The 22925-nt window shown below is 67.0% G+C and carries 19 protein-coding genes and 1 pseudogene; 9 read left to right on the plus strand and 11 right to left on the minus strand.

Annotated features, from left to right (window positions below; translation table 11 throughout):
* The 3 genes from FBZ89_RS23785 to FBZ89_RS23795 all read left to right on the plus strand — a co-directional run.
* Positions 1-369: autotransporter domain-containing protein (locus FBZ89_RS23785; RefSeq protein ID WP_145752800.1), on the plus strand; the 369-nt coding region annotated here is incomplete at its 5' end.
* 236 nt (positions 370-605) lie between these two features.
* Positions 606-953 carry a RidA family protein gene (locus FBZ89_RS23790; RefSeq protein ID WP_145752802.1) on the plus strand — a complete coding sequence of 116 codons (348 nt, stop codon included), beginning with the start codon at positions 606-608 and terminating at the stop codon, positions 951-953.
* A 135-nt stretch (positions 954-1088) separates the two neighbouring features.
* On the plus strand, positions 1089-2429 hold the full coding sequence (locus FBZ89_RS23795; RefSeq protein ID WP_145752804.1) for an anti-phage deoxyguanosine triphosphatase: 1341 nt from the start codon (positions 1089-1091) through the stop codon (positions 2427-2429).
* Between the two features lie 64 nt (positions 2430-2493).
* Here FBZ89_RS23795 and FBZ89_RS23800 read toward each other — a convergent pair whose 3' ends face one another.
* Entirely contained in the window at positions 2494-3729 is a 1236-nt protein-coding gene (locus FBZ89_RS23800) for an MFS transporter (RefSeq protein WP_145752805.1), read from the minus strand.
* A gap of 561 nt (positions 3730-4290) precedes the next feature.
* Here FBZ89_RS23800 and FBZ89_RS23805 point away from each other — a divergent pair.
* The 3 genes from FBZ89_RS23805 (at position 4291) to FBZ89_RS23815 (ending at position 6939) form a co-directional block, all read left to right on the plus strand.
* The gene (locus FBZ89_RS23805) at positions 4291-4470 is read left to right on the plus strand and encodes a hypothetical protein (protein WP_145752807.1); all 180 of its coding nucleotides are present in this window, start codon (positions 4291-4293) and stop codon (positions 4468-4470) included.
* 71 nt (positions 4471-4541) lie between these two features.
* A complete protein-coding gene (locus FBZ89_RS23810; protein WP_145752809.1) occupies positions 4542-5354 on the plus strand; it encodes a p-hydroxycinnamoyl CoA hydratase/lyase in 813 nt (270 codons plus the stop codon).
* Between the two features lie 55 nt (positions 5355-5409).
* Complete coding sequence (locus FBZ89_RS23815) at positions 5410-6939, plus strand: AMP-binding protein (RefSeq protein ID WP_145752810.1); 1530 nt, start codon at positions 5410-5412, stop codon at positions 6937-6939.
* Positions 6940-6993: 54 nt separating this feature from the next.
* Here FBZ89_RS23815 and FBZ89_RS23820 read toward each other — a convergent pair whose 3' ends face one another.
* On the minus strand, positions 6994-9687 hold the full coding sequence (locus FBZ89_RS23820; protein WP_186457538.1) for a TonB-dependent receptor plug domain-containing protein: 2694 nt from the start codon (positions 9685-9687) through the stop codon (positions 6994-6996).
* A gap of 327 nt (positions 9688-10014) precedes the next feature.
* Between FBZ89_RS23820 and FBZ89_RS23825 the strand changes: the two genes are divergently transcribed.
* Entirely contained in the window at positions 10015-10989 is a 975-nt protein-coding gene (locus FBZ89_RS23825; RefSeq protein ID WP_145752813.1) for a LysR family transcriptional regulator, read from the plus strand.
* Here FBZ89_RS23825 and FBZ89_RS23830 read toward each other — a convergent pair.
* The 3 genes from FBZ89_RS23830 to FBZ89_RS23840 are packed head-to-tail and all read right to left on the minus strand — an operon-like array spanning position 10927 to position 13906.
* The gene (locus FBZ89_RS23830) at positions 10927-11226 is read right to left on the minus strand and encodes an AtuA-related protein (RefSeq protein ID WP_145752816.1); all 300 of its coding nucleotides are present in this window, start codon (positions 11224-11226) and stop codon (positions 10927-10929) included. The two genes, FBZ89_RS23825 and FBZ89_RS23830, sit on opposite strands and share 63 nt — an antisense overlap.
* Positions 11223-12572: an acyclic terpene utilization AtuA family protein gene (locus FBZ89_RS23835; protein WP_145752818.1), complete on the minus strand. Its 1350-nt coding sequence runs from the start codon at positions 12570-12572 to the stop codon at positions 11223-11225. The genes FBZ89_RS23830 and FBZ89_RS23835 overlap by 4 nt, the downstream gene beginning before the upstream one ends.
* A 26-nt stretch (positions 12573-12598) precedes the next feature.
* Positions 12599-13906 carry a CitMHS family transporter gene (locus tag FBZ89_RS23840; protein WP_145752820.1) on the minus strand — a complete coding sequence of 436 codons (1308 nt, stop codon included), beginning with the start codon at positions 13904-13906 and terminating at the stop codon, positions 12599-12601.
* Positions 13907-14184: 278 nt separating this feature from the next.
* Here FBZ89_RS23840 and FBZ89_RS23845 point away from each other — a divergent pair, with 278 nt between their 5' ends.
* Positions 14185-15738, plus strand: a complete 1554-nt coding sequence (locus FBZ89_RS23845) for a tannase/feruloyl esterase family alpha/beta hydrolase (RefSeq protein ID WP_145752822.1) — start codon at positions 14185-14187, stop codon at positions 15736-15738.
* A 74-nt stretch (positions 15739-15812) separates the two neighbouring features.
* On the opposite strand, the pseudogene FBZ89_RS23850 reads toward FBZ89_RS23845, so the two are convergent.
* The 5 genes and pseudogenes from FBZ89_RS23850 to FBZ89_RS23870 all read right to left on the minus strand — a co-directional run bounded on the left by FBZ89_RS23850 (position 15813) and on the right by FBZ89_RS23870 (position 20943).
* A pseudogene (locus FBZ89_RS23850) lies at positions 15813-18494 on the minus strand (Tn3 family transposase).
* A 43-nt stretch (positions 18495-18537) separates the two neighbouring features.
* A complete protein-coding gene (locus FBZ89_RS23855; RefSeq protein WP_145752823.1) occupies positions 18538-19119 on the minus strand; it encodes a recombinase family protein in 582 nt (193 codons plus the stop codon).
* Complete coding sequence (locus FBZ89_RS23860) at positions 19113-19505, minus strand: type II toxin-antitoxin system VapC family toxin (RefSeq protein ID WP_145752825.1); 393 nt, start codon at positions 19503-19505, stop codon at positions 19113-19115. The genes FBZ89_RS23855 and FBZ89_RS23860 overlap by 7 nt, the downstream gene beginning before the upstream one ends.
* Positions 19506-19520: 15 nt before the next feature.
* Positions 19521-19784, minus strand: a complete 264-nt coding sequence (locus FBZ89_RS23865; protein ID WP_145752827.1) for a type II toxin-antitoxin system VapB family antitoxin — start codon at positions 19782-19784, stop codon at positions 19521-19523.
* A 277-nt stretch (positions 19785-20061) separates the two neighbouring features.
* Positions 20062-20943 (minus strand): LysR family transcriptional regulator, encoded by an 882-nt coding sequence (locus FBZ89_RS23870; protein WP_145752829.1) that lies wholly within the window; start codon positions 20941-20943, stop codon positions 20062-20064.
* A gap of 113 nt (positions 20944-21056) precedes the next feature.
* Here FBZ89_RS23870 and FBZ89_RS23875 point away from each other — a divergent pair, with 113 nt between their 5' ends.
* Positions 21057-22556, plus strand: a complete 1500-nt coding sequence (locus tag FBZ89_RS23875; RefSeq protein ID WP_145752830.1) for a CoA-acylating methylmalonate-semialdehyde dehydrogenase — start codon at positions 21057-21059, stop codon at positions 22554-22556.
* 11 nt (positions 22557-22567) lie between these two features.
* Here FBZ89_RS23875 and FBZ89_RS23880 read toward each other — a convergent pair whose 3' ends face one another.
* Entirely contained in the window at positions 22568-22915 is a 348-nt protein-coding gene (locus tag FBZ89_RS23880; RefSeq protein ID WP_211115339.1) for an L-rhamnose mutarotase, read from the minus strand.
* Between the last annotated feature and the right edge of the window lie 10 nt (positions 22916-22925).

Below are 22925 nucleotides of genomic sequence, written 5' to 3' on the forward strand. Positions count from 1 at the left end.
GCCTATGACGAGCACGACGCGGGCGTGGCCAACATGGCGGTGGGTGCGCTGAAGGTGGACAACCTGACGCAGGAGCTGGGCGCCAAGCTGTCGGGCACCATAGGGACGGCATGGGGCCGGCTGCTGCCGGACCTGCGCCTGGCCTGGGTGCACGACTATCTGAACGGCCCCATCGCCACCACCAGCGTCTTGGCGGGCACCAGCTTCGTCAGCAGCACCGGCCGCACCGCCGCCGATGGCCTGGGCATCGGCGTGGGGGCCACGCTGGACCAGGGCGACGGCTTCAAGTTGCGGCTGGAATACTCCGGTGAGCTACGCCGCGACTACCAGAGCCACGCCGGTGTGTTGCGTGCCACGTTTGACTTCTGAGGGGGCGATTTCCATTGATTCCCTGCCAAGTCCCGCCAGCCGCCAGCGGCGGGGCAGGGGGCCGCCGGCCGGATGTGTGGACGGGCTTATTCCCGCTAGCCCTCGCCACACGTCCGGCCGGGTCTGGCTCGGCCGGACCGCGACGGTTCTCTGCCGACGGTTCTCTGCCAGGGCATGTGCGGCTATAACCTCCCCGCGGGCCCGGGTGGCGCGCATGCAAGAGGGGAGCTTTTCGAATGATCGAACGCATCGGCAAGGCGCAACGTTGGAGCGACGCCGTCGCCGTGAACGGCCTGGTGTTCCTGGCCGGCCACGTCGCGGATAAGACGCGTGGCCAGCCCGTCGCGGCGCAGACCGAGGACGTGCTGGCCCAGATGGACGAGACCTTGGCCAAAGCCGGCATCACCAAGGCCAACCTGGTCAGCGTCACCATCTACCTCGCCGACATGGCCGGCTTCGATGAGATGAATTCGGTTTGGGACCGCTGGGTGGATTCCGACAATCCGCCGGCGCGTGCGACGGTTGAATCGCGACTGGCCTATCCCGATTTCGCCGTCGAGATGACCGCCATCGCGGCGCGGTAACCCCACGGGCACCGGCCGGGACGGCCAAGGATTAGCTGCGGCATTTCCCGGCCGCGCCCGCTACACTCCCGCCCGATTTGGCCCGCCCGACTTGGCTCGTCCGATTTGGGTTGGCGGCAGCGATAGAGGGTGCCTATGGTGTGGGATGAGCGGCGGGGCGATCGGCGGGGGCAGACCAGCGACACGCGCCAGCCGGCGGATATCGACTACGCCCGGGTCATTCATTCGGCCAGCTTCCGGCGGCTGCAGGGCAAGACCCAGATCCTGAATCTGGGCGACAGCGACTTCTACCGCACCCGCCTGACCCACTCGCTGGAGGTGGCGCAGATCGCCGGCGGCATCGTGCGCCAGTTCCAGCACCAGTTCGCTGATCACCCCGCCCACCCCCATCTGCCGGACATCGCCCGCATCCAGGCCATCGGCTGCACCCACGATCTGGGCCATCCGCCCTTCGGCCATGGCGGGGAGGGGGCGCTGAACTACTGCATGCGCGACCACGGCGGTTTCGAAGGCAATGGCCAGACGCTGCGCGTCCTGTCCCGGCTGGAAAAGTTTCCCGAGGGGGCCGGCGCCAACCTGACGCGCCGCACCCTTCTGGGTGTGCTGAAATACCCCGTGGCCTACCGTGAGGCCGCCAATCCCGTGGTGCGGCCCGGGCTGGACGCCAACGCCACCACCATCCGCATCATCGACCGCAAGGCGTCCAAGCCGCCCAAATGCTACATGGACAGCGAGGCGGACGTGGTCGACTGGATCCTGGCGCCCTTGAACACGACGGACCGGGATGCCTTCCGCGCCTATGTCCGCCAGGACGGCAGGCATCACAAGCCCCTGCACAAATCCTTCGACTGCAGCATCATGGACCTGGCAGATGACATCGGTTTCGGCGTGCATGATCTGGAGGACGCGCTGGCCCTGCGGCTGATAGGGCGGGATGACTTCACCACCCGCGTGCCTCGCGAACGGTGTGCCGCCTTCCTGGACACGCTACGCGGCCCCTATGCCGATGAATTCGGCGGCGATGCCTACGCGGCCTTCATCGACAGGCTGTTCGGGGAGGAGGATCAGCGCAAGCTGTTCATCGGCCGCATGGTCCACTACTTGATCGCCAGTTGCCATATCGACACGCGGGAGGCGTTCCAGGAGCCGCTGATCCGCTATCGCGCCGCCATGGATGACCGCGCGCGGGTCTTCCTGGACGCGCTGAAGCAGGCGGTGATGGACATCGTCATCCTCAGCCCGGCCGTGCAGCAACTGGAGTTCAAGGGCCAGAAGATGGTGGTGTCGGTGTTCGAGGCCATGGCGTCGGAGCCCGCGAACTTCCTGCCGCGCGAGGTCTATGCCCGCTATCGGCGGGAGGGGGATAGCCTGCGGGTCATCTGCGACCACATTTCCGGCATGACCGACAACTTCCTGATGAAGACCTACGATCGGCTTTTCAGTCCGCACATGGGTTCCGTCTTTGACCAGTTGTAGGGGACCCTGGGACGGGGGGGTTGCCCCAAGGGCGCGGTGACGGGTCTCGGCGCCGGCTTGGCGCTCAATCGCCGTTGCCGGGCGCTGTTTCCCGCATCCGCGTGAGGACGGGCAGCACCAGCAGGGCGACCAGGGCGATCATGACGCCGGGGGCCAAGGGCCAGCCTGTGCGGGTCACCAGCGCGTGGGCGATGAAAGGCGTCAATCCGCCGAACAAGGCCGTGGCCCCGGTGGCACCCAGCGCCAGGCCCGTCAGCCGCCCTTCGCCGGGAAACTGCTCGGCTGTCGCCACGGCGCCCACCGCGCTGACACCGCCCGCCAAGGCCGCCAGCAGGATGGCCCCGACCAGGGCCCGGCTGGCGGACCCGCTCGCCATCAGCCAGAACAGGGGTGCCGGCAACAGCGCGCTTCCCAAGGTGAGACCGATCAGCACGGGCCTGCGCCCGACGCGGTCCGACAGCGCGCCGACGGCCGGCGTCACGGCGATGACCGCCACGGCGGCGAGGGTGGACAGCCACAGCGACATGTCTTCGCTCAACGACCCTGTGGAGGTGAGGAAGGCCGGAACATAGGTGATGCCGACATAATAAGTGATCGACCCCAGCGCGGAAATGGCGAATGACCGGAAGATGCCCGCGCGATGATGGATGAGGGCGTAGGCCAGGGGCCGGGCCGGCGCCGCCCCGGCCGTGGCCTGCCGCTCGAAGTCCGGCGACTCCTCCATGGCCGACCGCGCGATCCAGATACCACCCGCCAGCCCGGCCCCCACCAGGAAGGGGACGCGCCAGCCCCAGGACGCCATGTCCGTCGAATGCAGCAGATGCACGGTCAACGCGGACACGCCGACGGCCAGCAGGCCGCCCACCTCGCTGGCTGCCGAGGCGCAGGAGGTGACCAGACCCCGCCGCCGCGGCTTGGCCCCCTCCAGCAGATAGGCGACGACACCGGTATATTCTCCGCCCACCGAGAAACTCATGACACAGCGCAGCAACAGCAGCAGCCACCCGGCGGCGGCACCGATGGCCGTATAGGTCGGCAGCAGGGCCGTGGCCAGCATCGCCAGACTCATCATGGCCATGGACAGCAGCATCATGCGCCGGCGCCCGAAGCGATCGCCAACGTGGCCGAACGTCACGGCCCCCAGCGGTCGCAGCAGGTAGGCGATGGCGAATCCCGCCAGCGCGGTGATCAACGACCCCTTGCCGTCCCCGAAAAAGATGCGGGCGATGACGGGCGCGAAATAGAGATACAGCGTGAAATCATACCATTCCACCACCGTGGAGAACGCCGCGATCGCCATCGAGCGCCGGGAAAGGGTTGGATTTGTCCTGGGAAGGGGCTTCAGGTCATCCACCGGGGTTCTCCCTTGTCGCCAATCCGCGCGCGCCAATCCTGTGCCAAGGTAACGGCCTTGGTGTGCGCACTCCAGGATGGAAAGCGCCCCCCGATAACCAAGGAATGTCGCACTTCGGGATTGAATCCGCCGCGCCTACATAGAATGGATGATGATGAAAAGCCGATAATATATATTATGGAAATATTTATACCATACACCCCTCGACGCTCATTCCAACCTCCAACCGTTACCGGATGCCGGCCCGATATCATCTGTATTCGGCCCCCGATGATGGTTAGCGGCCGCCGGACGCCGCTAACCATGCGTGCGGGCGGGAGTTGTTGGTGGGGAGCGAAAGGAACTTGGCGGGGGACGAAAAGATGCCACCGGCGCGTCTCGCGGCGACATTTTCGTCATCACAATTGTTGTGCCATATAATAATCATGGCTATGGTGAGGGCAAGCGGCGTTCCGGTGGGCAAGCGGCCCATTCCGGGGACGTCCGAAACAGGGAGGAAAGAGAGCCATGGGCCTCATGGAGCGCTTTTCCGTGGACACCATCGCGCCGGAACAGCGGCGGGAATGCTGGAACGACATCATCGCCCAGGCCTTTCCAAATGTGGCCGTCGATCCCCGGGACGAGGATTTCACCGCCCATCTCGTCCGTCAGCCCCCGCGCCTACCGCGCAGGCCGCTCGCCGCCTGAACCCACGCCAGACACCCGTATCGAATTAACCCACGAGGGGTCGCGAGGACCCCGTGACAGGAAACAGGACCATGACTGCCGATACCGTTGCTTACCATGTCGCCGATGGCATCGCCTGGGTGCGCTTCAACCGGCCGGACAAGCGCAACTGCATGAACCCCGCCCTGAACCGCCGCATGATGGAGGTGCTGGAGGAGCTGGAGTTCCGCGACGACGTCGGCGTGCTGGTGCTGACGGGTGAGGGCAGCGCCTGGTCGGCCGGCATGGATCTGAAGGAATATTTCCGCGAGACGGAGGCCAAGGGCCTGGGTGCCGTGCGCCAGTCGCAGCGGGAAAGCTATGGCTGGTGGCGGGCCCTGCGCTGGTACCAGAAGCCCACCATCGCCATGGTCAACGGCTGGTGCTTCGGCGGCGGTTATGGCCCCCTCTACGCCTGTGACCTGGCCATCGCCGCCGAGGAGGCCAAGTTCGCCCTGTCGGAGATCAACTGGGGCATCCTGCCCGGCGGCGGCGCGACCAAGGTGGTGGTCGACCTGATCCCCCTGCGCGACGCCATGTATCATGCCCTGACCGGTGAATTGATCGACGGCAAGAAGGCCGCCGAATGGCGCCTGGTGAACGAGGCTGTGCCGCTGGAGCAGTTGCAGGACCGGGTGACGCAGGTGGCCAGGATGCTGCTGGAAAAGAACCCGGCGGCGCTGAAGGCCACGAAGGACGCGGTGCGTCGGGTCAAGGAAATGACCTACGATAATGCCGAGGACTATCTGGTCCGCGCGCAGGAGGCGGCCAATTTCCACGACAACACCGGCCGCAAGGAAGGCATCCGCCAGTTCATCGACGAGAAAAGCTACAAGCCCGGCCTGGGCGCCTACCGGCGGGGATGAGGGCGCCGCCGCCCCTTCCCCATCCCTCCCCTCGGCAACCGTGAAGCCCGCCGCCATGACCGTGCCCCCCTCCTTCCTGCCCGCACCGGACCCGGTCGCCTTCCAGGCGGCGGCGCAGCCGGACACGCTGGCCCTGGCCGACCTTACCAGCGGCCGGCGGTACACTTATGCCGCGCTGGACCAGGCGGTGAACCGCTGCGCCGGCTGGCTGGCGGCGATGCTGGACGCGCCCGCCGGCCAGCGCGTCGCCGTCCTGGGCCGCAACGACGCGGCCATGATCGTGCTGCACCTGGCCGGCGCGCGGCTGGGGTCCATCTTCGCGCCGCTGAACTGGCGCCTCACCGTGCCGGAACTGGCCTTCCAGGTGCAGGACGCCGAACCCGCCCTATTGCTGGCCGATGCCGAGTTTCTGGAGACCGCCCGACGGGCGGCGGATGGCACGGAAACGCGGGTCATGACCCTGGCAGAGGCGGAAGCGGGCTGGGGCGCGACGACATCCCTCCGCCCGACCATCCCGCCCCCCGCCGAGACGCCCAGCACCTTGCTCTACACCTCAGGCACGTCCGGCCGGCCCAAGGGCGCGCTGCTGACGGAAAACAACCTGTTCTTCACCACCGTCAATTTCGGCCTGATGAACAAGATCGGCGCCGGGTCCGTCGTGCTGTGCGACATGCCGCTGTTCCATGTGGTGGGCCTGGTGTCGCTGGCGCGCACGCCGCTGACCCATGGCGGCACGCTGCTGGTGTCCCGGGGGTTCGAGCCGTCGACGACCCTGGCGCGCCTGGCCGACCCGGCGCTGGGCGTCACCCACTACATGTGCGTGCCGCAGATGGCCCAGACGCTGCGCCAGCACCCCGACTACGACGCGGCGCGGCTGCGGCGGCTGGTGGCCCTGTGCACCGGCGGCGCGCCCATGCCGGCCGCCCTGATCCAGCGCTTCTGCGACGATGGCATCACCATCGCCGATGGCTACGGCATGAGCGAGGCGGGGACCGTGCTGGGCATGCCCCTGGGCGACCGGGACCGCATCGCCGCCAAGGCGGGGTCGGCCGGCATCCCCGGCCCCACGGTGCGCCTGCGCCTGGTGGATGACGAAGGACGTGACGTGCCCGACGGCCAGGTGGGGGAGGTCTGGATCAGCGGCCCCAACCTGTCGGCCGGATACTGGCGCCGGCCGGAACTGCCCACGCTGGCCCAGCTGGGCGGGTGGCTGCGCACCGGCGACGCCGCCCGGCGGGACGCCGACGGCTACTACTACCTGGTGGACCGGAAGAAGGACATGTTCATCTCCGGCGGGGAAAACGTCTACCCGGCGGAGGTGGAGGCGGCGGTCATGGAACTGGACTGCGTGGCCGAGGTCGCGGTCATCGGCGTGCCGGACGAGCGCTGGGGGGAAACCGGCTGGGCCTATGTCGTGGTCCGGGCCGGGCAGACCGTGACGCCGGAGCAGGTGCTGGCCCACCTGGACGGCCGCATCGCCCGCTACAAGCGTCCCCAGCGAGTGCTGATCGTTGACAGCCTGCCCCGCACCGGATCCGGCAAGGTGCAGAAGCATGTATTGCGCCAGCAGGCGGCGGCGGATTGACGTCCAAGGAAAAGGCTGGCGGCCCTGTCACGGACTGCCAGCCTGCCCCTTACCTCAGAACTTGGTGTCCAACCGGATGTAGACCTGCCGGCCCAGGGCATCCTCCAGGCTGGGCAGATAGCCGGTGAACTTGGCCCAGGGCGGGTCGCGGTCCAGCAGGTTGACCGCACCCACGCTGACCCGGACGGCATCCGTGGCCTGGAAGGCGTACTGCGCGTCCCACACCACCCAGGCCCCTACCGTGGCGGAACTGGCGGCCCCCAGGTTCACGCCGTAATCGTCCACCACGCCGGAGGTGTAGCGCATGGTCACCGTGGCGGTATGGGGCCCGTGCTCCCAGGTCAGGTAGGTGTTGTCGCGCCAGCGCGGCGTCACGGGGGCGAAGCTGTTGGCGTTGCGATGGCCTACCACCTCATAGATGGGGCCGCCCGGGTTGTTCTGGATCTCATAGCTATGGATGTAGGCCAGCGTGCTGCGCAGGGTCAGTTCATGGTCGTCCAGGTCCCAGGTATAGGCGGCGGAGACGTCGATGCCATCGGTCGTGACCGCACCGGCGTTGAAATAGCCGACATTGACACCCACCAGCGTGCCGCTGGCGTCGCGGATGACGGCCGGCCCCGTCGGGTCGGCGTTGATCACGGCCTGGGCGTTCTGCAGCGCGATCTTCTTCTTGAAGTCATAGTTCCAGTAATCGACCGACACCTCGGCATGGCGGACGGGGTTCCAGGTGATGCCCAGGTCGTAGTTGGTTGAGGTTTCGGGCTGCAGCTTGTTGTTGGGCACCGTGTTGACGTTGCGGAAGGTGCCCTTGTCCCCGGCCACCAGCGGGTCATACAGGTTGGACGTGCCGCTGGTGGCGGCGCTGCCCACCGACTGCGCCAGGGCCGGCGCACGGAAGGCGGTGCTGGCCGCCGCACGCAGGGTCAGCTCAGGCGTCGCGTGCCAGTTGACGCCGATCTTGGGATCGACGCTGTCGAAGGGGCCGTAATCCTCATACCGGATGGCGGTATCGACGTAGAGGTCCTTCAGGATGGGCAGGCCCAGTTCGGCGAAGCCGCTGCCAATCTGGCGGGTGCCCGATCCCGACACGCCCGGCGGCAGGTAGGCGGTGCGGCCGCTGGTGCGGAAGGCGTCATAGAGGATGGAGCGGTATTCATTGCGGAACTGGCCACCCACGGCCAGCGCGCTGGTGCCGCCGGGCAGGTCGAACAGCTTCCCTGTCACCACCCCCTCCGCGATCATGTATTCCGACACGGTGCGTGAGGTGGTGTAGGTGAAGAACTGGTCGATGACCGCCTGGCTGTTGACCTTCTGGTCCTTGCCGAAGGGGCTGAAGTAGGAACAGCCGTTGGTGCCGGGGGCGAAGCTGGCGGTGCCGTTGAAGGACACCGGGCAGCCGGCGCCGCCATAGCCGTTGACGGCGTATTGCAGCGACACCAGATCGGTTTCCTTGACATCGTAGACCTGCTGCTCACGGGAATAGACGCCATCCAGCGAATATTCCCAATCACCCCACAGCTTGCCCTTGGCGCCCAGCACCAGGTGGGTGCCGGTCAAATCCGTCTTGTCGTCGTCATGGGGGCCGTTCACGCCCATGACACGGCCCAGGAAGGTGACCGGCACGCCGAAGGGATTGCCGGGGTTGCTGGCGGGCACGATGATGTTGCCGCGGGTGATGGGCGTGCTGGCCACGCCGTAGCGGTCGGAATCCTGGAAGTAATAACGGCCTTCGAAGAAGATCTGCTGGGTGTCCGTCAGGTCATAGGTACCGCGCACATGCGACAGCACCTGTTTGTAGGCCGGCTGGATGGGGTTCATGGCCTGGTAGCTGAATTGGCAGGCGCCCAGGGGGAAGCTGTTGCCCACGAACACGCCGCCGGTGCCGGGGACGTCACAGCTGGGGTCCGCCACCTGCACGTTCCTGGTGGCCGCCGCCGTCGGGTTGGCCCCGGCGGCGACGCGGGCCGCCACGGTGCTGTTGTACAGCTGGGTGTAATCGATGGCGCCGTTGACGCCGTTGTTGATGACGACATCGCCGCCGCTGGCCGTGTGCGGGGCCGAGGAGAGGATGAAGTTGCCCGGCTGCGACGTGCCCGAGGGGCTGTAGAAGTTCGTCACCCGGCGCTGGGAATTCTGCAGGTTCTTCTGGTGTTCGTAGCTGAACGACCCCACGACGTGGAAGCGGTCGCCGCCGCCGCCGAACATGCCTTCCGCCAAATACTTGGGCGCGCCGTCGATGAAGGTGTACTGCCCACCCGCGGCCACGCCGTTGAACTTGTCATCGGTGATGAAGTTCATGACACCGGCGATGGCATCGGAGCCGTACAGGGCCGACGCGCCGTCCAGCACCGTCTCCACCCGCTGGATTTCGATCAGCGGCACCAGGGTGTTCAGGTTGACGTAGGGGTTGAGGTTGCTGTCGGTGTCCGTGGCCGCCGTGCGGTGGCCGTTCAGCAGCACCAGGGTGGACGACGGCCCCAGGCCGCGCAGGTTGGCGGAGCGGGAGCCGTGGTTTTCCGGCCCGCCCTTGGACAGATCCTGCGCGCCGCCCATGCTGCCGATGTTGGCCGGGGTCAGGTTGGTCAGCTGGCTGAGGTTGCTGACGCCCGAGCGGTTGATGGCGTCGCGGTCCAGTGTCTGGGTGGGGTCGGGAATATCAGCCTGGCTTTTCACCTTAAGGTAGGTGCCGGTGACGACGATCTCCGCGATGCCGTCGTCGGCCGAATCCGCGTCCTTCTGCTGAGCCATGGCAGGAAAGGCCGCAGCGCACAAAGAAATGAGCGCCGCGACCGAAGCGGTCGCCCGCAGATTAGCTGCAAATCCAGACGCGGATACACTTCCAATGTTCATTATTTTCCCTCCCCGATTGGCGTTTTATGCCGACCCACGACGGCATCGCCTTCTCTATTCATGGGGAGTATTGTGGGGGTCGTTAGATTTGTAAAATTTGTTTTTTACATGCATTAATAAATTGCACTTATTAATGCAACCATCACAAAACCGCCACCCCGGGCATGGCGCCGCCGGACATCGCAGTGATTGTGATGAATGGGGTTACTGTGATAAGGGATTTATATGGATGTCAATCTACGGCAGATCCGCGCCTTCCTGGCGGTGGTCGGGCTCGGCGGCTTTACCCGGGCTGCCGGCGCGCTGAACATTTCCCAGCCGGCCCTGACCATCCGCATTCGCCAGCTGGAAGACCAGATCGGCCTGCGCCTGTTCGACCGCAACACGCGATCGGTGCAGCTGACCCGCGTGGGCCAGGAACTGCTGCCCGTGTTCCAGCGGCTGATGAAGGATTTCGACAGCGCCATGGCCGATATCCGGGAATTCTCGGAAGAGCCGCGCGGCACCATCCGGGTGGCCGTCCTGCCCAGCTTCGCCGCCGGCCCCCTGCCCGCCCTGATCGCGGACTTCCGCGCCCGCAACCCCCGCGTCTCCTTCGTGCTGAAGGACGCGGTGGGCAAGCGTGTACTGGCCATGGTGCGCAATGAGGAGGTGGACTTCGGCATCGGCGTCGGCGGCGTGGATGAGCCGGACCTGGACACCATCGACATCTTCGAGGACCGGCTGGTGCTGGTCTATCCCCGGGGCCATGCGGCGGGTGAGCTGCCCTTGGCCTCCGTGCCCGTCATTTCCCAATTCCCGCTGGTGCTGATGGACAAGGACACCAGCGTGCGCCGACTGGTGGATGAGGCCTTCGCCGCCGCCGGCTCCATCGCCACCCCGGCGTGCGAGGCGACGTACATGTCCACCGCGGTCAGCATGGTGCGCGCTGGCCTCGGCCTGGCCATCCTGCCCGCCTCCGCTATCGAGATCCGGGGCTTCGCCGACATCGCCACGCGGCCGATCGACGATGCCGGCTTCGTCCGCCGCATCGTCATCATCAAGCGCCGGGGGAGTTCGCTGCTGCCGGCGGTGGAGGAATTCACCAAGGTGCTGTTGGCGGCGGCCAACTCCTGCGCCGCGACGCCGGGGGCTTGCCTAAACGTCGAGGTCCAGGATGGCGGAGCTGAGGCACTTGCCGTGGGCGTCCAGGGCCAGTGACCGCGTGACGCCGCCGCCCAGCGTGCGCGTCAGGACGAAGTTCAGCGCCCCCAGCCCCGGCAGGGCATAGCGCACCACCTCCCCCTGGATCAGGGCGCCCAGGTGATGGCGCACCCGCTCCACCGTCACCGCCGCCTCCAGCCGGGCGTAATCCTCCGCCCGGTAGGCGATGACGGAGATGTTGGAGGTATTGCCCTTGTCCCCCGTGCGGGAATGGGCCAGCTCGCGCAGTTTCATGGCTGAACCTCCATCATGTGGACTTGCGGGGTGACCAGCTCGCGCGGGATCAGGGTCGACTGCACGGCGATGACCTCCTTGGCCATTTTGGTGGCGCCGCCGCCGCCGGCCGGGCCGTTGGTGTACAGCCCCTCCACCTCGTTGCCGATGCGCTCGGCTTCCTTCAGGGTATGGGTGCGGCCGGCGACGCGCAGGCGGACCTCGTAGGGTTCGGGGGCCGCCGCCGACAACTCGGGCCCATGGATGGCGTCCACGCCGATCAGGTCCAGCCGCAGCTCGCGCAGGGGCAGGCCGATGATGCGCAGGCGTTCCGCCACGATATCGCGGGCCAGGCGCGCCCGCGCCAGGGCGCCCGGCCCGGCGTAGGAGATCTGGCCCTCGCCGATGTAACCATCACCGTACCCCAGCGAGACCTTGAGACTGCCGGGCCGCGCGGCCCCGCCGCCGCCATCCACCCGCACTTGGTCAGGGCCCGCCTCGGTGATCGACACGCCGCTGAAATCGGCCGCCACGTCCGGCGTCAGATAGCGCGCGGGATCGTGCACCTCATACAGCAACTGCTCCCGGCAGGTGGCGCCGGTGATTAGGCCGCCGCTGCCCGCCACCTTGGTGATGGTGGCGGCGCCGTCGGCCGCCACCTCGGCGATGGGGAAGCCCAGGCGCGCCAGGTTGGGCACGTCCTTGTAGCCGGGATCGGCGAAATAGCCGCCGCTGACCTGGCCGGCGCATTCCATGAGGTGGCCGACCAGCGTGCCCTTGCCCATGAGCGTCCAATCATCCGCCGCCCAGCCGAATTCATGAACCAGCGGCGCCAGGAACAGCGACGGGTCGGCCACCCGGCCGGTGACGACCACGTCGGCCCCATCCTTCAACGCCCGCACGATGGGCTCCGCCCCCAGATAGGCGTTGGCCGATACCAGGCTGTCCGCCAGGCTGGACACCGGGGCGCCCGTTTCCTCGATCGTCAGGTCCTGGCGGGCGCGGATAATCTCCGTCACGTCATCGCCGGTGACGATGGCGATGCGCAACGGCCCCAGGCCCAAGGACCGGGCGACGGCCGCCACGGCGGCGCCCGCGGCATGGGGGTTGGCGGCCCCCATATTGGTGATGATGGTGATGCCATTGCGCCGGCAGGCGGGCAAAACGGCCGCCATGCGATCGGCCAGCAGGGGGTCGAAGCCGGCGGACGGATCCCGCCGCTTGGCCAATTGGGCCAGGGCGATGGTCCGTTCGGCCAGGCATTCGAAGACCAGATAGCGGATATTCCCCGCCTCGGCCAGTTCCACCGCCGGCTCGATACGGTCGCCGGAATAGCCGGCGCCGGTGCCTAGTCTGACGCGTTTCAACGCGGATGCCTCCTGGTCGCGGGTCCCTACAGGGGCAGCACGCCGATGACGACGGCGACCACCGTCATCAACAGCGTGGCGCCGAACAGGTAGGGGATGCTGAATTTCTGATGCTCCCCCAGCCCGATGCCGGTCAGCCCGATCACCAGGAAGGTGGCGGGCGTCAGGGGGCTAACGGGGAAGCCGGTGGTCATCTGGCCCAGCACGGCGGCCTGCGCCACATGCACGGGCTGGCCGCCCAGGCTGCCGTGTACCGAGGCGATGACCGGCAGGATGCCGAAGTAGAAGGAGTCGGGATCGAACAGCAGGCTCAGCGGCATGGACAACACGCCCAGGATGACGGGGATGTGCCCCGCCATGCCGGACGGCATTACGGATACCGCCGCACCGGCCATGGCCTTCAGCATGCCGCTGCCCTGCATGATGCCGGTGAAGGCGCCGGCGGCCAGCAGGATGCCAGCCATCATCAGCGCCGCCTTGGCGTGGGCGTCCACCCGCCGGCGCTGTTCCGCCACGTCGGGATAGTTCAGCATCAGGGCCGCCACCGTGCCCAGCATGAACATGACCACGGGATCCACCCAGCCGCCCACCATGACCGTCATGACGGCGACCGTCAGGGCCAGGTTCAGCCAGAACAACCGGGGGCGGCGCAAGGCCCGCTCCTCCGCCGTCAGTGGCCGTTCGGCGGCCGGGACGGGCCCGGATCCGGCCACCGTTCCGGCCAAGGCCAGGCGGCGTTCCTCCCGGTGGCCCAGCCACCAGGCGGCGGCGAAGACGAAGGCCAGGCCCGCCACCTGTACCGGCACCAGCGGCCGGAAGATATCGGACACCGGCAGGTGCAGGGCGGCGGCGGCGCGGATCATGGGGCCCGTCCAGGGCAGGAAGTTCACCCCCGCCGCCAGCGACGTGACGCAGGCCAGGATGCGTCGGTCCATGCCCAGCCGATCGAACAGCGGCAGCATGGCGGGAATGGTCACCAGGAAGGTCACCGCCCCCGACCCGTCCAGATGGATCAGCAATGCCAAAAAGGCGGCACCCACGGTGATGCGCCAGGGCCGATGTCCCACCAGGCGCAGGATGCGGCTGATGATGGGGTCCAGCATGCCGGCGTCGGTGACCACACCGAAATAGAGGATGGCGAAGACGAACATGCCGGCCACCGGGGCGATGGCCTTGATGCCGTCCAGGATGAAACGGCTGGTCTCCAGCCCGAAGCCGCCCAGCAGCGCCCCGGCGATGGGCACGGCGATCAGGGCCACCAGGGGCGACAGCCGGTTGCTGAGGATGGCCAGGAACAGGACGGTGACCGTGCCGAAACCCAGTACCGCGATCATACCTCTCCCCCTTCTCCCGCGTCCGGTTCAGCCCGGACGTCGTGGCCCTTGGCGCCTGATGGTTCGTTCCCTAGGGTTAAGGAGGAGGACCCGATAAGGGAAATAGATTTGTTCTATATTTGCGATAGTAAAGTTTAATGAATTGCGCACCAACCCCTGGGGGCGGGCGGCAGCGATAATCAAAATCTATCAATCGCATAAAGTTAATCTAATTCCTTCCGCCCTTCCGCCATGGCATTCCCGGGGACAGAACACGAAACAGGCTGGGGAGGTTGACCATGCGCGTGATGACCTGGATGGCGGCGGCGGCCGGTGCCTTGCTGGCGTGGGCCGCGACGGCACCTGCGGCCCAGGCGGCAGCCCCAGCCATAGACTGCGCCAGCCTGGCCGGGCGTACCTTGCCCGAGGCACGCATCCTGTCGGCCGGGCCCGTGGCCGCCGGCCCCTACAAGGCTCCCGACGGTACCGTCACCTTTCCCGACCTGCCCGCCTTCTGCCGCGTGGTGGCCATGGCCGAGACGGAGGTGAAGGTGGAGGTCTGGCTGCCCGAGGCCGGGTGGAACGGCCGTTTCCAGGGCGTGGGCAACGGCGGCTTCGCCGGCAACTTCAGCTATTACGCCATGGGTCCGGCCCTGCGCGCCGGTTATGCCGTGGCCGGTACCGACACGGGCCACGGCCCGGCGGAGGGCAAGCCCGGCACCCGCCTGGACTGGATGCACGACCCCGTCCAGCTGGCCAACTGGGGCCACAATTCCATCCATCGCATGACCGTGGCCGCCAAGGCCATCGTCGCCGCCCGCTATGGCAAGCCGGCGGCCAAGGCCTATTTCGAAGGCTGCTCCACCGGTGGCGCCCAGGCCATGGCGGAGGCGGAGTATTTTCCCGGCGACTATGACGGCATCCATGCCGGCGCGCCGGGCATGAACTACACCCGCCTGATGATGAGCTTCCTGTGGAGTTCACGGGCCACCCTGCTGGACCCGGCCAGCACCCTGCCGGCGGAGAAGCTGACCCTGCTGCATCAGGCGGTGCTGGACGCCTGCGACGCCGCCGATGGTGTCAAGGACGGGCTGATCGAGAACCCGCAGGCCTGCCGGTTCGACCCGGCCGTGTTGGAATGCGCGTCCGGCGCCGCAGACACCGCCGCCTGCCTGACGGCGCCGCAGGTGGCCGCCGTGCGCGCGCTCTATGCCGGCCCGCGCAACCCGCGCACGGGCGAGGCGATCTATCCTGGCCTGGTGCCGGGCAGCGAATGGGGCTGGGACCTGCAGCAGGGCAAGCTGCTGGAGGCCTATGTCATCCCCCTGTTCCAGAACATGGTCTACGACAACCTATCCTGGCGCTGGCAGGACTTCGACTTCGACCGCGACGTGACGCTGACGGACGACAAGGTCGGCGCCACCATCACCGCCGTGTCGCCGAACCTGTCCGCGTTCAAGGCGCGCGGTGGCAAGCTGATCATGAGCCAGGGCTGGGCCGACCAGCTGAACGCCCAGACCTATCCCATCCAGTATTACCAGGCCGTGGCGGGCACATCCGACCCGGCCCAGGCGCGGGCGCGGCTGGGGGGATATTTCCGTCTGTTCATGGCGCCGGGCATGGGACACTGCTACGGCGGCCCCGGGCCCAACCGTTTCGATGCCGTAACCGCCCTGCGCGCCTGGGTGGAACAGGGCAAGGCGCCCGACCGGCTGGTTGCGGCCAAGCACGAGAAGGATCTGGACCCCACCTCCGCCGTGCTGCGCACACGGCCCCTGTGCCCCTACCCCGCCGTCGCCCATTGGACCGGCAAGGGCTCCAGCGACCAGGCCGCGAACTTCACCTGCCAGTGAAGCCTCAGGCCAGCATCATGGGGTGACAACATAGAACGGGCAGAAAACCACGCTAAGCGGACAAATGGAGAACATCATGCCGCTATGGCTTCGACAGGCCCCTTGAGCAGACGGAACCCATCATTGTCGAGGTGTGGCGCCTCGGTCCAGATGTAGTCGCCGGTGAGATTGATGTGTTGCCAGCCGAGGGGCGCCAGGTAGGGCAACAAATCATCGGGTATGTCTTCACCGCCGGTGCGCAGGCGCTGGATGGCTCGCTCCATGTAGACGGTGTTCCACAGGATGATGGCGGCGACGACCAGGTTGAGGCCGCAGGCGCGATGCTGCTGGCTTTCGAGGGTCCGGTCACGCAACCGGCCGAGGCGATGGAAGCACACGGCGCGGGCCAGGGCATTTCGGGACTCTCCCTTGTTCAACTCCGCTGTCGCTTGTCGGCGTAGCGCCGGGTCATCCAGCCAGTCGAGGGTGAACAAAGTGCGCTCGATGCGGCCGACTTCACGTAGCGCCAGGGCGAGACCGTTCTGGCGGGGATAGGAGCCGAGCCGGCGCAGCATCGAGGACGCCGGCACCGTGCCCAGCCGAACGGAGGTAGCCAGGCGCAATAGGTCGTCCCAATACGTTGTGATCAGCGCTTCGTCGATCCTTCCGGCAATGAAGGGCTCCAGCGCCGGCCAAGTCGCCGCGGGACCAAAGGTGTGGAGCCGCCGGTCGGCCAGATTGGGGTTGCGCGGAGCGAACCGGAAACCCAGCAGGTGGCAGAGGGCGAACACATGGTCCGACTCGCCCCCGCCGTCGGTGTGGTGGACGGCGATGTCGACGGCGCCGCCATGATAGAGCAGCCCGTCGATGACATGGGCGGCCTCCCCCCTCCGACACTGAGATCACCTTGGTGTGGAAGGGCGCATAGCGGCCGGATACCCAGGTATAGAAGGAGATGGCCAGGCCGGAACCCTTGTGCGGGTTGACGGCGCCCACCACCTCGGCTTGGCCTCCCAAGAGGAAGTGCTGGCCGTCGGAACTGGACACGGCGGCGTCGCCGAAGCGCGCTGACAGGGGATGCGCCTGTTGCGCGACGACGATGCGGGCAAGCGCGCGACCGTAGCCCTCCTCATTCAGGTGCCAACCGGCGATCCAGGTGAGTTGGCGGTAGCTGGCCACGTCGCATGCTTCCGCCATGCGGGTAAGGCCCAGGTTAGTGGCATCCGCCAGCGCCGCCGTCAGGATGACCCGTTGGTCCGGCGCCGGCATGCCGGTTCGGATGTGCGTGAAGCAGTCCGCCAACCCGGTCCAGTGTGCGACTTCCGCCAGCAATTCGGTGATACGGACTCGCGGCATCAACGATTGGACACGGTCTGCCCAATGCTCGGCCGCCTCGGGCGTCATCGCCTGGAGCGGCGTGATTTTAAGGGATGACCCGCTGATCCGCACATCCGTGAGCGACTGGCGGCCGGCGCGTTCGTTCACGTCCCGCAGGCGTTCGTCCAACCGGATACGCCGCTCCTGCAAATAGGCCATGGCGTCGCCGGGAACAGCCACGGGAAGCGGGCCCGCCACCTTCATGGTGGCGAACAGGGTCTTGGGAACCAGTTGATCTTCCACGGCCCGGTACTGTCGGCTGCCCAGCACCCACACATCGCCCGCCCTCAGCCGGTCGCGCAGTTCGGCGAAGAGGCACAATTCATAAGCTGCGGCATCAATGACATCACCGCGCAGCACTGCCGCTCGCCAGCCGCGGCGAATGAAGCCGGTGGGCAGATCCTTGGGCAGGGTCCGGCGCGAACCGGCATAGAATACGCGCATGATGTCGAGTGCGCGTAGCAAGCCGCTCGCACCCGCGATCCCCTGGAATTCGAAACTGTCCAGGAACAGAGGGCCAACGCGGCGTAGCAGGGCATGGCTTGATGTTGCCAGGGGGGCGTAGTCGGGGCCATCGTCATGCGACAGCGCCTTCGCTTCCTCTGTGGCCGCGACGAACCGGTCCCAAGGGACCACGGCACCGGTGGCCTTGGCTTCAAGCAAGGCTTCGCCCAGCTTGGCCAGCAACCGCAGTTTCTCATTGATGACGCGCGCGTTGACCTGCAGCGCTTCGGCCGCCCGCCGCTCGGCTCGCCGGAAAAGCCCACCGATCAGACGGTCGAACATGCCTACGGTATCGTCGGTGAGTCGGGTGATCGCTTCCAGCACCGTCACCACGAGAATGGCCCGGCGCCGCGTGGGTGCCAATGCCTTGAGGTGTTGCGCCGAAAGGTACCTTCCCGAACCAAGGCTCGTAACCGGTCGGCGTGGACGCCATCGGCGAGCGCCGGATTGATCGAAAGGGACCGGAGATGCGCAAAGAGCTACGCCGCTGGTGGTGGCCAGGGCCACCGGCAGCAGCCACTTGGCCATCTCGCGCTGATCGGGCTGGGTGAAGGTCCGGAACCCATAAACGGCATAGAGGGCTTCAAGTTGATCGTAGCGGGTTTGGGACCGGATCGCATACTCGGACAGGACGTCAGGCGAAAGGTCGAGCTGGTCGGCGATGAAGACCAGAACTTCTCGCGGCACCATCTCACCGGGCCGAAGCAAGCGCCCTGGAAAGCGCAGGGCGCAAAGCTGGATGGCGAACCCGAGCTGGTTGTGAGGACGCCGGCGCCGGAAGATGATAGCCAGGTCGGCGGGGCTCAGGTGTAATGGCGGATCAGATCAGGCTCCGCCGTTGGTAGCGCCAGCAGCACTTCGATCTGGGCATCGGTGAGAGCACGGCGACGGAGCATGGCGGTGGTCCTGAAGGGATCGTCACACCCCGGGAGTGGTCCGCTATGAGCCGCCCGCCGTCAACGCCGTCTGGTATTCCGCGACGATGCGCGACACGGTCGGGGGGCTGACGTCATAGACCCTGGCCATCTCGGCACCGGTTTTACGGCCGGACAGCACGCTCTCGGCAATCTCACGCCGCTTGGCGGCATCGAGTTTTTTTCGCCGGCCGCCGATGCGTCCTTCCGCCCGGGCACTGGCCAGACCGGCGGTTGTGCGTTCCTGGATCATGGCGCGCTCGAACTCCGCGAAGGAGCCGATCATGTGCATCAGCATCCGGCCGGCGGGGCTGGTCGTCTCGATCGCCTCGGTCAAGCTGCGGAACCCCGCCTCGGCGCGGGTGATGCGGTCGATCAGGTGCAGAAGGTCTTTCAATGACCGGGACAGCCGATCAAGTTTCCACACCATCACCACATCGCCGGGACGCAACTGGTCGATGAGCCGGTGAAGCTCCGGGCGGTCCCAACGTCCACCAGACATCGCCTCGGTGAAGATCCGGTCGCAGCCAGCCTCCTTGAGCGCCCGCAGCTGGAGGGCGTCACTCTGGTCGTCGCCCTTGGAAACCCGGGCGTAGCCGATCAGCATGCCGCCTCCACGTCCGTCGCGGGGAAATCATTCCCCTTGAACAGCAAGGGCTCGCCGGTATCCATCGCCAAGGCGTAGGAGAACCCGTCGCCGTAGTTCAGGCTGGCGGGGTGGCCGGTTCCCTTGCCGAACCGGTCGAGGGCCTCCAGCGCGATCCGCGCCTGCCGTTCGCTGACGGGCTCAATACGGATCGCGTAGTCCAAGATCAACTGATCCAGCGCCCGCCGGCATGCGCCGGTCGGGTCGCGCCGCGTGATCAGGCCGGCTTCGATGAAGGTGGCGGCGGAGAGCCGGCAGACGCTCGCGGCCGCCATCTTGGCGACGAAGGTGCGCGCTTCGGGCTCAGCATTCAGGATGGCGATAATCGCCGAGGTGTCGATGACCATGGCTCTGCTGGGGGCTCAGCGAGGCAAGCCGTGTTCGTCATACAGGAACGCCGATGGGTCATCGCCGCCGCCCGTCAGACGCGGTAGACCGGCGACCATCGCCATGGTCTGTTCGACCTTGGCCCGTTGTACCGGCGTCAGCGTGTCGCCGCTCGTCCGTTCTGCACGGGCCAATTCGGCTCGCACCGCAGCGCCCACCGCCTGTTCCACCGAAACCCCGCGCAGCCTGGCCAGCCGGACGGCAGACCGCTCCGTGTCCGCATCCACCGCGAGGTTCATGGTCTTCTCCTCGATTACACAAACGAATGTTTTTGAAAGCCTGCCAAACAGCACCGGTCCGCTTGGCGAAAGCGCTTTCAAAATCCTATTGCAGAATCGGCATGAAAGGCAATTGGTTTATGCAACACCCTGCGCGACCCTGCGCGGGGAACTGCACGGGAGTGACCATATTGTCCGGCTCGGTAGAACAGACGGGAAACTGCGCAATAGGAACAGATCACAGCGTACCCGTTCCTGGTTTATCTCCCTAGCGTGGTTTTCTGCCCGTTCTATGTCGTCACCCCATCATGCCGCGCGCGGCGGCGATGCGGTCGGCGATGTGCTCGCGCACGGCGGCGATGCGCCGGGTGTGGTGGCTGTCCGGATGGCTGAGCAGCCAATAGGTGCGGGTGAAGCGGATGTCCGGCAGAACCCGCACCAGTTCCGGAAATCCCGCCGCCGCATAGTCGTGCAGCACGCCGATGCCATGGCCGGACCGCACCGCCTCGATCTGCGCGACGACGCTGCCGCATTCGTAATGGCGGTCGGTGTGGCGGCCGACCTCCCCGGCGTAATCAAGGGCCCGGCTGTAGGCGAAGTCCTCCACATGGGTGACGAACAGCCGCCCGGCCAGATCCGCCGTCGTGCCCAGGGGGCCATGGCGGTCCAGATGCCTCTGGCTGGCGTAAAGGCTCAAGGAATAGTCCGTCAGCTTGCGCACCATCAGCCGGCCGTGGTCCGGCTGTTCCAGGGTGATGACCAGGTCCGCCTCGCGCCGGGAGAGGGAGAAGGTGCGCGGCAGGGGCACCAGCTGAATGGTCAGGCCGGGATGCCGTTCCGCCAGGGCACCCAGTTCCCGCGCCAGGAAATAGGTGCCGATGCCGTCCGGCGCGCCCACCCGCACCGTGCCGGTCAGCCGGTCGGCGCTGCCGGACAGGATGGACCCCGCCTGCAGCAACTCGGATTCCATGCGCTCGGCCGCCGCCATCAGCGTCTCGCCCGCCGGCGTCAGGGTGCAGCCCTGGGGCCGCCGCTCCACCAGCAGCACGCCCAGGGATGTTTCCAGCGCCGTCAGGTGCCGGGCCACCGTGGCGTGGTTCAGGCCCAGGCGCTGACCAGCCCCCAGGATTTGTCCGGCACGGGCGACGGCCAGGAAGACGCGGACCTGATCCCATTCCATCGGCACATCCAGGCCATAAAATCCGCACAACAAAGCCGCGACATTGCGCGTTGATGCGCAGTTCTGCAAGCCGGATAAGCGAGGGGATAAAATCCGGCGGAGGAACCAGAGTCATGACCAAGTCCATCCCCCATCACATCGCGGGCCGCCCTCAGGCTGGCCGGTCCGGCCGCACCGCGCCCGTCTACAACCCGGCCACGGGTGAGGAGACGGCCCGCGTCGATCTCGCCTCCGTCGATGAGGTGGCTGCGGCCGTGGCGGCGGCATCGGCCGCCTTCCCCGCCTGGGCCGCCACCCCGCCCCTGCGCCGCGCCCGTATCCTGAACCGCTTCCTGCGCATCCTGGAGGAGCGGGCGGACGAACTGGCCGCCATCATCGTGTCGGAACACGGCAAAGTGCATTCCGACGCGCTGGGCGAAATCCAGCGGGGCATGGAGGTGGTGGAGTTCGCCACGGCCGCCCCCACCCTGCTGAAGGGCGAGGTGACGGAGAATGTGGGCACGCGGGTGGACAGCCATTCCCTGCGCCAGCCCCTGGGCGTGGTCGCCGGCATCACCCCGTTCAACTTCCCGGCCATGGTGCCCATGTGGATGTTCCCGGTGGCGCTGGCGGCCGGCAATACCTTCGTCCTGAAACCGTCGGAGCGGGACCCGTCGGCCGCCCTGGTCATCGCCCGCTGGCTGGAGGAGGCGGGCCTGCCCGCCGGCGTCTTCAACGTGGTGAACGGGGACAAGATCGCGGTCGATGCGCTGCTCACCGCCCCCCAAGTGCAGGCCATCAGCTTCGTCGGCTCCACCCCCATCGCCCAGTACATCTATGAGACGGCCGCGCGCCACGGCAAGCGCTGCCAGGCCCTGGGCGGGGCCAAGAACCACATGGTGATCCTGCCCGACGCCGACCTGGACCAGGCGGTGGACGCGTTGATGGGGGCCGCCTACGGTTCGGCGGGTGAGCGGTGCATGGCCATTTCCGTCGCCGTGCCCGTGGGCCAGGTCACGGCCGACGCCCTGGTGGGCCGCCTGGCCGACCGGCTGCGCACCCTGAAGGTGGGGCCAGGCACCGACCCGCAGTCGGAAATGGGCCCCCTCGTCACCCGCCAGCATCTGGACAAGGTGCTGGGATATATCGACGCCGGCGTGCGCGAGGGCGCCAAACTGGTGGTGGACGGCCGCGACATCCGCCTTCAGGGCTACGAGAACGGCCATTTCCTGGGCGGCACGTTGTTCGACCACGTGACCCCAGACATGAGTATCTACCGGGAGGAGATCTTCGGCCCTGTCCTGTCGGTGGTGCGGGCAGACAGCTACGACCAGGCGGCCCAACTGATCAACGACCACCCCTATGGCAACGGCACCGCCATCTTCACCCGCGATGGCGACGCCGCCCGCGAGTTCGCCCATCAGATCCAGGTGGGCATGGTGGGCATCAACGTGCCCATCCCCGTGCCCATGGCCTTCCATTCCTTTGGCGGCTGGAAGCAGTCGCTGTTCGGTGACCACCACATGCATGGGCCCGAGGGCATCCGCTTCTACACCCGGCTGAAGACCATCACCACCCGCTGGCCCACCGGCATTCGCGCGGGTGCCGAGTTCGTGATGCCGACGATGAAGTAAGGGTTGGGTGCTTACTGCTCGGCCAGGCTGAAGATACGCTCCGCCGGCACCCATTTCTCCCCCAGCTTGGCCCAGGGCAAGGGGCGCTGAAAGGTATCCATCAGCGCCTCCCAAGCCTGGACGTCAACGTCGGCGGCGTCTGCCTCGGCCTTGGCCTCGGGGTCGTAGTCATCCGCCACCTCCACGATCATCGCCAGCCGGTCGCCACAAAGATGGATTTCCATCTCCAGGATGCCGGCCTGGCGGATGGCGCGCACCACGGCTGGCGGCACCTTCCCCGGCCCGTGCCACTGGCGATAACGCTCGATCAGGGCGGGGTCGGACTTCAGGTCCAACATCAGGACATGACGGTTCATCATTGTCTTTCTT

Source organism: Nitrospirillum amazonense, assembly GCF_007828045.1.
In the GTDB taxonomy this organism is placed as follows: domain Bacteria; phylum Pseudomonadota; class Alphaproteobacteria; order Azospirillales; family Azospirillaceae; genus Nitrospirillum; species Nitrospirillum amazonense_C.